The organism is Occallatibacter sp. (genome assembly GCF_049510455.1).
In the GTDB taxonomy this organism is placed as follows: domain Bacteria; phylum Acidobacteriota; class Terriglobia; order Terriglobales; family Acidobacteriaceae; genus Telmatobacter.
This window is the reverse complement of the sequence record NZ_JBEKYX010000133.1, coordinates 1-8,907: the sequence shown is the minus strand read 5'-3', so window position 1 is coordinate 8,907 and position 8,907 is coordinate 1. Positions and strand designations below refer to the sequence as shown.

Below are 8,907 nucleotides of genomic sequence, written 5' to 3'. Positions count from 1 at the left end.
CGGAGCGTAATTGCCGTACCCGAAGGCGCATCGAGCTTCGTCGTATGATGCGTTTCGCGGATTGAAAACTCGTAGCCGTCTAGCTTCGCCAACTCCTCAGTCAGCCGGAAAAGCTTTTGCACGCCAATTGAAAAATTCGTCCCATACAGCAAAGCTCCGCCGCGAGAGGTCTTCGAGCGCAATTCGTCCAGAGATGCATGCCAGCCCGTCGTGCCCACAACAATCTTGCCGCCCAGCGCCAGCACCGCGCGGATATTCTGCACCGCTGATTCAGCATTGGTGAAATCAATCACCGCGTCCACGCCCGCCAGTGTAGGAGCCGTGATCGACGCCGCGCCACGGTTCTCTTTGAGGTCCAGCACGCGCACGCCATGCCCGCGCTCGCGCGCCACTTCAGCCACCAGACTGCCCGTCTTGCCCTTGCCCAGTACGAGAAACAGCATAAGAACAACTCCTGGCTAATAGCTTTTAGCTCGCGTTGCGAGAGCCAGCGCAACTGGCTCTCGTTTCAAGCAATGAAAGTACGATTTCCACGAACAAGCTAGCAGCTGAAAGCTAAGAGCTGACGGCTGCTTTTCTCGCTTCAACATCGAAAATCGCCGGATCGGGATCCTGGAAGAAGGCCGCATGCAGCGAGCGCACCGCCTCATCGGCATCTTCCTCGTCAATCATGAAACTCATGTTGATTTCGCTCGCGCCCTGCGAGATCATCCGCACATTAATATGCTTCACCGCTCCAAAGACCTGCGCCGCCATGCCGTTCTGACCGCGAATATCCTCGCCCACCATACACACCAGCGCCTTCTTGCCCTCGTACTTCACATCGGCCAGCTTGCTCAGGTCGGCGGCAATCGCCGGCAGCTTATCGGTCGAATCCACAGTGAGCGAAACCGAAACCTCGCTCGTTGAAACCATGTCCACCGCACACTGATGCTTGTCGAATACGGTGAAGATTTCTTTCAGATACCCGTGAGTCATCAGCATCCGGCTCGCGACAACATCGATGATGCTCAGCTTCTTCTTCACCGCAATCGACTTGAAAGGAGTCTTGCAATGCGGAGCGAGCGAAATGATCCGCGTGCCTTCATTCGTCGGATTCTTGCTGTTGAGAACCAGCACTGGAATGTTCTTCTTGACCGCCGGCAGAATCGTTGCCGGATGCAGCACCTTCGCGCCGAAGTAGGCCAGCTCCGCCGCCTCTTCAAAGCTGATCACCTTCACACGCAAGGCGTCGGGGCAAACGCGCGGATCGGATGTCATAATGCCATCCACATCCGTCCATATCTCAATCGCCTCTGCATTCAGCGCGCCGCCAATCAGCGCACCTGTAAAGTCCGATCCGCCTCGTCCCAGCGTCGTCGTAATGCCGGCTTCATTAGACCCAATAAATCCGCCCATCACCGGTACCTTGCCGCTTTCAAGAAGAGGCCGCAGTTGCTCCTCGGCGCGCTTCTCAATCGCGGCATCGATCGGCATAGCCTTCTGAAACTGCGAGTCGGTAAGGATGATCTGCCGCGCATCCACCGCTTCTGAGTTGATCCCGCGCTCGCGGAAAGCCGCCGCAATCATGCGGCTCGAAAGCCGCTCGCCATGGCTCACAATCAGGTCGGAGATGCGCGGCGTCAGCTCAAGAATTGCGGCCAACCCGCGCAGAATCTCATCCAGCCCATCAAATTTCGCATCAATCCATTTCTGCAGCTCGGCAGTTTCCTTCGCATCCTTGACCAGAGCGGCAGCCGTGTCCCTATGTCGGCAGCGCAGCCGCGAACTGATCGATAGCGCCCCAGTCTTGTCGCCTGCCGCCGCGCTCGTACCGGCACGCAGCAACTGGTCGGTGACCTTGGCCATGGCGCTCACCACCACCACCGGTTTCTTGCCCGCCGACACACGCCCCGCAACAATAGCAGCGGTGCGGCCGATAGCCGTCGCATCTTCCACCGACGTACCGCCAAACTTCATCACCACCAGGCTCATGCGCGCTTTCTCATTTCTCCAGTTCTTCTCAGGCGTGTGCGACTGCTACAGGTTCCAGCTTGCCCAGGCTCGCCAACAACTCTGCATTCAGAATCGCCGCGCCGGCCGCGCCGCGAACCGTATTGTGCGAAAGCACCGTGAACTTCCAGTCCAGGATGCCGCACGGTCTCAACCGTCCCACGGTCACCGCCATGCCGCGTCCGCGATTGCGATCCAGCCGCGGCTGCGGGCGATCTTCCTGCGGAGCCCACTCTATAGGCTGTTCCGGCGCCATCGGAAGATTCTGACCGGCGAGCGGCTTGAACTCCGCCCAGGCTGCAAGAATCTCCTCGCGCGTCGCAGGCTTCTTCAGCTTGATTGAAACCGATTCCGTATGTCCATCTTCCACCGCTACGCGATTGCAGTGCGCACTCATCCTTGCAGGAAGCGGTGTTACGGATGAGCCTGTGAGCTTGCCGAGCAGCTTCAGCGTCTCGGCCTCCATCTTTTCTTCTTCGCTCTTGATGTACGGCACCACATTGCCCAGAATGTCCATGGAAGGCACGCCCGGATAGCCTGCGCCGCTCACCGCCTGCATCGTCGTCACAAAGATCTGCTCAATGCCAAAGCGCTCCTCAAGCGGCTTAAGCGCCAGCACCAGTCCGATCGCCGAACAGTTCGGATTTGTCACCATGTAGCCGCCAGATTCCTTGCGCCACGGCTGTTCCTCAATCAGGTGCAGATGCTCGGCGTTTACCTCCGGAATTACGAGCGGCACGTTGGGCTCCATGCGGAAGGCGCTTGAATTTGACACCACAGCGCAGCCCGCGGCGGCAAACTTAGGCTCCATCTCTTTGGCGATGTCCGAGTCGAGCGCCGCGAAAATGATCTTCGGCGCACCGGCAGGCTCTGCGACCGAAACGCGCATTTGCGCAATACGCTCCGGCAGCGGCGTGTCGAGACGCCACTTGGCCGCGTCACCATACAGCTTGCCGCTGGAGCGGTCGCTTGCCGCAAGCCAGGTGATCTCAAACCACGGGTGGTTTTCGAGAAGCTGAATAAAACGTTGGCCGACCATGCCGGTCGCGCCTAGAATTCCGATTGGGTATTTGGATTGCATGGCTGTAAACATTCCAGTGTACAGGGAAAGTACTTCGATTCGAGGATAGCCCGCAGGGAATCGACAGCAAATGGCGCGGATGGGGAAGGGAACACTCGGAAGTGTGATGCAAAACGGGAATCAATTGCCGGCAGGCCTTACTGGATTGGCAGCGCCCTCGCCTGCCACCGTCGTCCATTCCCGCACGTGCCAGCGCTTCACAAGGCCGTTGAGAACATAGGGGTCAGCCTTCGCGAACCGTTCCGCCGCTTCAGCGGATTCGCCCTTGAACAGCAGGATCGCCTGATCGGTCGGGTTGACCAGCGCGCCCGCCATCACCAGTTCACCGGCTTCACTCGCTTTCCAAGCCATATCCAGATGGACGCCGCGAAACTCGCCGCGCCGGTCGAGATAATCGCTTTCAAGTTCGTAAAACAGCAGGAAGTGTTTCATGGTGTTCCATCCTCAATGGGCCATTACAGCCAAAACCGCATCGGCAAACTGCGAAGTACCAGCCGTGCCGCCCACATCGCGCGTCAGGGTCTTTTTCTCCGTGTATACGGTCTCCAGAGCTTTCTGCACCCGGTCCGCGGCGTCGCTTTCATCCAGATACCGCAGCATCAGAATCGCCGACTGCAACAGCGCTGTGGGATTGGCAAGATCCTTGCCCGCAATATCCGGCGCCGATCCGTGTACTGCCTCAAAGATCGCGCAGTCTACTCCGATATTCGCGCCGGGAACCAGGCCAAGGCCGCCCACAAACGCCGCGCACAGGTCGCTCACAATATCGCCGTAGAGGTTTTCCAGCAGCAGCGTGTCGTACTGGTACGGATTCATGACAAGCTGCATGCAGGTGTTGTCGATAATGTGCTCGCCATACTGAATCTCAGGAAAGCCCTCTGACACCTTCCGCGCACACTTCAAAAACAGCCCGTCGGACAGCTTCATGATGTTTGCCTTGTGGATCGAGTGGATCTTTTTGCGCCCGTGTTTGCGCGCGTAATCAAAGGCGAATTGCGCAATGCGCGTCGAACCCTTCTCGGTAATCACCTTGATGCTTTCCACTACGCCGGGAACAACCTCGTGTTCGAGGCCGACGTACTCACCTTCGGTGTTTTCACGGACGATAATCAGATCCACGCCCGGATAACGCGATTCAAGGCCGGGCAGATTCTTGATTGGCCGGAAGTTCGCATACAGTTCGAACTTTTTCCGCAGCGTCACGTTGATGCTCTTGAATCCGCCGCCTATCGGCGTCGTCACCGGTCCCTTCAGCGCCACCTTGTTGCGCTCAATAGAGGCGTACAACTCGGCTGGAATGTATTCGCCGTGAATCTCAAACGCCTCTGCGCCTGCGGCAAACCGCTCCCACTCCCACTTCACGCCGGTCGCTTCCAGAACTCGCACTACCGCCTGTGTTACTTCCGGTCCAATCCCGTCTCCGGGAATCAACGTAACTTTATGCGTCATTTCTTCTTCGCCTTATGTCCTTCCAGCAATCCTTCCAGCTCTTCCTTAAACTCGCGCACGTCCTTGAAATCCCGATACACGGAAGCAAACCGGATATACGCCACGGTATCGAGGCCCTTGAGGTGGCTCATAAGCAGTTCGCCAATCTCTCGCGTCGTTCGTTCGCGTTCGGGCGAATCCACCAGAAAGCTCTCCGCCGCATCCACAATCGTTTCCAACTTTGAGGAAGCTACCGGTCGCTTCTCGCACGCCCGCAGCAGACCGCTCAGGACCTTGTGCCGGTCGAAGCGCTCGCGCCGTCCGTCCTTTTTCACAACCATGTACGGAATCTCGTCGATGCGCTCATAGGTGGTAAAGCGGCGGCTGCAGCGCTCGCACTCGCGCCGCCGGCGTATTGAGTCCGCCTCTTTGCTCTCGCGCGAGTCCACCACCTTATCCTGACTAAATCCGCAATAAGGACACTTCATGTTGTGTTGATTCTAAATGTTGAATTTAGGGAAGAGTTGTTTCCGGTGGGCACTCTAGCTCAGGAACTCAGCAATCGACCCGACAACAGCCCGCTGCTCTTCCTCGCGTATCTCCGGAAAGATCGGAAGCGCAAGCACCTCGCGCGCGGCCCGCTCAGCTTCAGGAAAATCCCCTGCTTTGTAGCCCAGCGGTTGCAACGCTTCCTGCAGGTGCAGCGGCACAGGGTAGTAAATCTCCGAGCCGATCCCGCGAGCGGTCAGAAATTCGCGTAGCGCATCGCGCTTTGCCGAGCGAATCACATACTGATGCCAGACGTGATGTGCGCCGGGCATTTCGCGCGGCAGCACGAGTCCGCTACGCGGGTAAGGACCGGATTCGGCAAGACCAGCAGCGCGGAAGAAGGACTCATAACGGGCGGCGGCAGCTCTACGCGCCTTGTTCCAGCCCGCAATGTATTTGAGCTTGACTGACAAAATTGCGCCTTGAAAGCCGTCCATGCGGGCATTCCAGCCCACCTCGTCGTGATGGTATCGGCGCCGCATTCCATGCTGGCGTAGCATCCGGGCACGCTCGGCAAGCTCATCTGAGTTCGTCGTCACCATGCCCGCGTCTCCGGCGGCGCTCAGGTTCTTCGTGGGATAAAAACTGAAAGCAGCAACATCGCCAAGTCCTCCAGCCTTCACTCCCTTCCACTCAGCACCCCACGCCTGGGCGGCATCCTCGATCAGCTTCAATCCATACTCACGTCTCAAGGCGTCGAATGCGGTCCAGTCAGCGCATTGTCCATAGATGTATACCGGCAGAATTGCCTTTACAGTTTGGACGCGCTTACTCGCCAGCACTGCCTGCGCTGCCCCAGCGTCGAGGTTGAAAGTGGCAGGATCAATATCAGCGAGCACCGGCGTAGCTCCAGCGCGAAGAATAGCGCTAACGGAGGCGAAAAAGCTGAAGGGCGTGGTGAGGACTCCATCTCCGGGGCCGATTCCGGCCGCCGCCAGCGCCAGCCACAGGGCATCGGTGCCGGAGGAGCAGCCGATTGCGTGCTTTACTCCGAGTTGCTCTGCGGCGGCACTCTCAAAAGCCTCTACTGCCCCGCCCAGGATGAACTGCCGGCTATCCAGAACTCCAGTGAGCGCCTCGAGCAGTTCCTGGCGTAGCGGCGCATATTGGCGGTCCAGATCCAACATTGGCACAGGCTGGGCATTTTTAGCCGCCTTCATGGGTTTGCGCTCGACCATAAGTCCTCATTCATCCTACCAGCGGCTCGCGTAGCAAGTTCTTGCCATATAAGCCCATTGCCGCCGCATTCGCACCGGTATGTGCAACCCGGGCCGGATGAAGACCATCCAAAATACATATAATGTTTTCTTATTGCGGGAATTTCCGGCCTCGGGACTTCCGGTGCAGGCCCCGCGTTCATTTGTTTCTGTAAGCAAGACAACAAAAGCATCATCAACCCGAAGAGGAAGCAGGAGATCGGCACATGGAGAATAAGCCGGCACAAAATATTCAGGATACTTTCCTGAACACTGTCCGTAAGGATAAAACCCCCATCACAATTTACCTGGTCAGCGGAGTCAAGCTCACGGGCAAGATTCGCTCCTTTGACAAGTATTCCGTGCTGCTTGAGAACAACAGCCAGGAGCAATTGATTTTCAAGCACGCGATTTCGACTGTTGTGAGCAGTCGCAACGTGCTTCATAGTGAGCACCGCCCGACCGCCACCCATACGGGTCTTGGCACTGGGCCTGGTCCGGTCTCCGCAGCTTCCCCTGCGGTCCCCGGTGGAGCAGTAGCTGTTGGCAGTTAGCAAGAACAGGATTGCTCTCGGCTCCACTCGCGCCGAACGCGCCATTCTGGTTGGGGTAGATTTTACCCGCCGTTCTCGGATCAAGCGGGCCGGGGCTGATGGCGCGCGCGCGGCTGTGCGTTTGAATGAATCCGCCGATGCTACGGCGGATTCCACCCCATCATCAGAGATTTCTGCATTGGGTTTGGATGCCGAAGAATCTCTTGCCGAGTTCCGCGAGCTTGTTCTCTCAGCCGGTGGTGAGATCGTAGCGGAGCTGATACAAAGCCGTGCCAAACCTGACCCCGCCACGCTGATCGGTTCCGGTAAAGTCGAAGAGATTGCCGGTATCGCAGCGTCCACAGAGGCGGATCTGGTGCTCTTCGATCACGATCTGACGCCTACACAGCTTCGCAACCTCGACTCCGCGCTTCCTTGCCGCGTTCTGGACCGCACGCAGCTTATTCTCGACATCTTTGCCCGCCATGCCCGCACGAGCGAGGGCCAACTGCAGGTCGAGCTTGCCCAGCTTGAATATATGCTTCCGCGCCTTACGGGACGAGGCAAGGCCATGTCTCAACTCGGCGGAGGTATAGGCACCCGCGGCCCAGGTGAAACGCAGCTCGAAATGGACCGGCGCCGCATCCAGCGCCGCATCGATCATCTGAAGCTCGACATAGAAGACGTTCGGCGCGTTCGCCGCCAGCAGCGCCAGCGCCGGGAAGCAGTTCCTGTGCCCACGGTCGCGCTTGTCGGCTATACCAATGCCGGCAAAAGCACCCTCTTCAACCGTCTTACCGGCGCGCACGTTCTTTCGTCGTCGCGTATGTTCGCCACGCTTGACCCAAAGGTTCGCGCCATCGAGCTGCCCAGTCGCCGCAAGGTCCTGCTTTCCGATACCGTCGGCTTTATCCGCAATCTGCCGCATACGCTGGTCACCAGCTTCCGGGCCACGCTTGAAGAAGTCCAGGAGGCCGAAGTCCTGCTTCACGTGCGCGACGCAGCTTCGACCTACGGAGAAGAGCAGAAAGCACAGGTTGAAAAGGTTCTCGGCGAGTTGGATTCTCTGCAGAAGCCGCGCATCGAAGTCCTCAACAAGATTGATCTTCTCGACGCGCAGGCTCGGGATGCTCTTTCAAACCGGCTGGCATCTCAATCCGCAGTCCACGCGGTCACCGCATCGGCCCAGACAGGCGAAGGCTCTGACGCTCTGCTCGCAGCCATCGATGAGGCCCTTCACTCTGATCCGCTGGTCGATGCCGAGTTTCGCATCCCGCAGAACGAGGGCGCGGTACTGGCAGCTATTGAGGCAGGCACGGTCATTCACGCTCGCCGATATGAAGGCAACCTTGTATATCTCACCGTAACTGGTCCTGCAAGCCTTGTCGGGCGCTTTCGCGCGTTTCGTCAGAGAGAGATTGTGGACTGATCACAGGGAGCAGTTGCAGGCTCGCACACCGCTGTAACCTGAAATCTGTAATCTGGAACCTGCCCCTATGACCGAGAAGCCCTCCATCACCACTGTCGGCTCCCGCGAAATATACCGCAACCACTGGATGCGCCTCCGTGAGGACGAGATTCTGCGCTCAAACGGCAAGCCTGGCATCTACGGTGTTGTCGAGAAGGACGATGCCGCGATCATCATTCCCATTGACTCGGGCAATATCTGGCTCGTTGAGCAGTTTCGTTACACGATCCAGGAGCGCACCCTTGAGCTGCCGCAAGGCGGTTGGGAAATGGAGATCGACAATCCCGAAGAGCTGGCCCGCGGAGAACTCAAAGAAGAGCTCGGTTTACGTGCCGACTTCATGACTTACCTCGGCTGGAACTGGATTGCGTATGGCTTCTGCCGCCAGAGGCACCATGTCTTTCTTGCCACTGATCTTACGCCCACAGAGAAAGACCCGGACGACGAAGAACATGATCTCATTGTCCGCGTCATGCCAATTGCCGAGTTCGAGCAGAAGATACTCGATGGCGAAATCCGCGACAACTGCACTATGGCCGCCTGGGCCATGTATCTCCTATGGAAGGCGAAGCAGGAGGCTTTGCGCTAGAGCATTTCTCCTCTTGCTGTAGAGCGGCCCAGTCTGGCCGCAAAAGCAAATACGCGGCGAGGGTGGGGCGC

General features: G+C 58.1%; 10 protein-coding genes. 3 read left to right on the top strand and 7 right to left on the bottom strand.

Annotated features, from left to right (window positions below; translation table 11 throughout):
- The 7 genes from ABSG47_RS18940 to ABSG47_RS18910 form a co-directional block, all read right to left on the bottom strand.
- Positions 1-443 (bottom strand): dihydrodipicolinate reductase C-terminal domain-containing protein (locus ABSG47_RS18940; RefSeq protein ID WP_424171460.1); only part of this gene is annotated, 443 nt, incomplete at its 3' end.
- 112 nt (positions 444-555) lie between these two features.
- Positions 556-1,974, bottom strand: coding sequence for a lysine-sensitive aspartokinase 3 (gene lysC, locus ABSG47_RS18935; RefSeq protein WP_424171457.1), 1,419 nt, complete (start codon positions 1,972-1,974; stop codon positions 556-558).
- Between the two features lie 28 nt (positions 1,975-2,002).
- Positions 2,003-3,073: an aspartate-semialdehyde dehydrogenase gene (asd, locus tag ABSG47_RS18930; RefSeq protein WP_424171454.1), complete on the bottom strand. Its 1,071-nt coding sequence runs from the start codon at positions 3,071-3,073 to the stop codon at positions 2,003-2,005.
- 120 nt (positions 3,074-3,193) lie between these two features.
- Positions 3,194-3,505 (bottom strand): YciI-like protein, encoded by a 312-nt coding sequence (locus ABSG47_RS18925; protein ID WP_424171452.1) that lies wholly within the window; start codon positions 3,503-3,505, stop codon positions 3,194-3,196.
- 12 nt (positions 3,506-3,517) lie between these two features.
- On the bottom strand, positions 3,518-4,522 hold the full coding sequence (locus ABSG47_RS18920) for an isocitrate/isopropylmalate dehydrogenase family protein (protein ID WP_424171450.1): 1,005 nt from the start codon (positions 4,520-4,522) through the stop codon (positions 3,518-3,520).
- The gene (gene nrdR, locus ABSG47_RS18915; protein WP_424171447.1) at positions 4,519-4,989 is read right to left on the bottom strand and encodes a transcriptional regulator NrdR; all 471 of its coding nucleotides are present in this window, start codon (positions 4,987-4,989) and stop codon (positions 4,519-4,521) included. The genes ABSG47_RS18920 and nrdR overlap by 4 nt, the downstream gene beginning before the upstream one ends.
- A 54-nt stretch (positions 4,990-5,043) precedes the next feature.
- The gene (locus ABSG47_RS18910) at positions 5,044-6,228 is read right to left on the bottom strand and encodes a DegT/DnrJ/EryC1/StrS family aminotransferase (RefSeq protein WP_424171444.1); all 1,185 of its coding nucleotides are present in this window, start codon (positions 6,226-6,228) and stop codon (positions 5,044-5,046) included.
- A 245-nt stretch (positions 6,229-6,473) separates the two neighbouring features.
- Between ABSG47_RS18910 and hfq the strand changes: the two genes are divergently transcribed.
- The 3 genes from hfq (at position 6,474) to ABSG47_RS18895 (ending at position 8,836) form a co-directional block, all read left to right on the top strand.
- Positions 6,474-6,800, top strand: a complete 327-nt coding sequence (hfq, locus tag ABSG47_RS18905; protein ID WP_424171441.1) for an RNA chaperone Hfq — start codon at positions 6,474-6,476, stop codon at positions 6,798-6,800.
- Positions 6,790-8,208, top strand: coding sequence for a GTPase HflX (hflX, locus tag ABSG47_RS18900; protein WP_424171438.1), 1,419 nt, complete (start codon positions 6,790-6,792; stop codon positions 8,206-8,208). Before hfq ends, hflX begins: the two co-directional genes overlap by 11 nt.
- A 67-nt stretch (positions 8,209-8,275) precedes the next feature.
- Positions 8,276-8,836, top strand: a complete 561-nt coding sequence (locus tag ABSG47_RS18895; RefSeq protein WP_424171435.1) for an NUDIX domain-containing protein — start codon at positions 8,276-8,278, stop codon at positions 8,834-8,836.
- Positions 8,837-8,907: the final 71 nt, after the last annotated feature.